Source organism: Mesorhizobium sp. M7D.F.Ca.US.004.03.1.1, from assembly GCF_003998635.1.
Classification (GTDB): domain Bacteria; phylum Pseudomonadota; class Alphaproteobacteria; order Rhizobiales; family Rhizobiaceae; genus Mesorhizobium; species Mesorhizobium loti.
This window is the reverse complement of sequence record NZ_RZQG01001119.1, coordinates 1-1,723: the sequence shown is the minus strand read 5'-3', so window position 1 is coordinate 1,723 and position 1,723 is coordinate 1. Positions and strand designations below refer to the sequence as shown.

1 protein-coding gene is annotated in these 1,723 nt (G+C 66.7%); it reads left to right on the top strand.

Annotation, left to right across the window (positions count from 1 at the left end; genetic code table 11):
- Positions 1–1,723 (top strand): phosphotransferase (locus EN935_RS34580; protein WP_164771628.1); only part of this gene is annotated, 1,723 nt, incomplete at both ends.

The window sequence follows — 1,723 nt, the reverse complement described above, 5'->3', positions numbered from 1 at the left end:
TTCCCACCCAGCGCCTCAGTTCTCGCAAAGCGAGGCCATCGATATCGCCGCGCGGCATTTCGGCATTGCCGGCAGCGTCACGCCGCTGGACAGTGAGCGCGACCAGAATTTCAAGCTGACCGCGCCCGACCGGTCGCTGTGGATCCTCAAGATCGTCAACGCCAGCGAGCCGCTCGGTGAGAGCGAATTCCAGACGGCGCTGTTCGAGCACCTGGAGCGCAACAGCCCTGATCTCGCCGTACCGCGTCTCAGGACGACGGTGCGGGGAATATCGCTCGCTCACGCCACCGGCGCCGGCGGCGAAGACCATGCCGTGCGGCTGGTGTCGTGGCTTGCCGGCCGGCCGCTGGCCGAGAGCCCATCCACTCCTGCGTTGCTTGAAAGCCTCGGTGGCGCGCTCGGCCGGTTGGACCGCGCCCTGCAAGGCTTCATCCACCCCGGTGCGCTGCGCACGTTCGACTGGGACATTCGCCGGGCCGGTGCCGCGCGGCAACGCCTTCACCATATCGACGACGACCAGGATCGCTTGTTGCTGGAGCGGTTCCTCGATCATTTCGATGCCGCGATCGCGCCCCGGCTGCCGGCGCTGCGGGCGCAGGTGATCCACAACGACGCCAATGACTGGAATGTGCTGGTCGATCCGGAGCGGCCCGAGCGCGTCGCCGGGCTGATCGATTTCGGCGATGCCTTGCACAGCGTGCTGATCGCCGAGGTAGCGGTCGCCTGTGCCTATGCCATCCTCGATGCCGAGGATCCGATCGCCGCCGCCGCCCGTCTTGCAGCCGGGTTCCATGCCGAATATCCGCTGCGCGAAGAGGAGCTCGATCTGCTCTTCGATCTCATTGTTATGCGTCTCGTCACCTCGGTGACGCTGTCGGCGGCGCGCAAGGAACGGACCACCGACAATCCCTATCTGTCCATCTCGGAAGCGCCGGCCTGGCGCCTGCTGCGACGCCTGGGAGCGATGAACCGGCGCTTCGCGACGGCGATCCTGCGCCACGCCTGCGGCTTTGAGGCCGCGCCCGGAGCTCGCGCTGTCACGAGCTGGATCGCGGCGAACCGCGCGCAGCTTGTGCCCATCCTCGACCGCCACCCGGCGACGCTTGCCAAGGCGCTGGTGCCTTATGGCGATCCGCAAAATCCGATGACGGTGACATCGGCCGCGCAGCAACCCGACAAGGCGAGCGCATGGTGGGACGCCTATTGCGCCGAGCATGGCATTGCACTCGGCATCGGCCCGTGGGGCGAGGCGCGCACGGTCTACACCAGCGACATCTTCCACTCTCGGTTCGTCGAAGGTGCGCGCCGCGCCAATCATCTCGGCCTTGATCTTTTCATGCCGGCGGGCACGCGGCTCTATACCCCGCTGGCCGCCATTGTCAGAAGCGTCGAGATCGAGGAGGATCCGCTCGGCTATGGCTGCCTGGTGGCGCTGGAGCATGCCCCGCCGGGGTGCCCGCCCTTCATCACCCTGTGGGGGCATATGGCGCATGAGGCAGGTCGGCGTCTGAAGGTCGGCGAGCATCTGCAAGCCGGCGCGCTTGTCGGCGAGATGGGATCAGCCACCGAAAATGGCGGCTGGGCGCCGCATCTGCATTTCCAGATATCGACGGACACAAGCCTCGCCGCAGGCGACATTCTCGGTGTCGGCGAAGAACGCTATCTCCCGGTCTGGCAAGAGCTGTTTCCGGACGCCGCCGACCTGGCCGGCATTCCGCCCGAA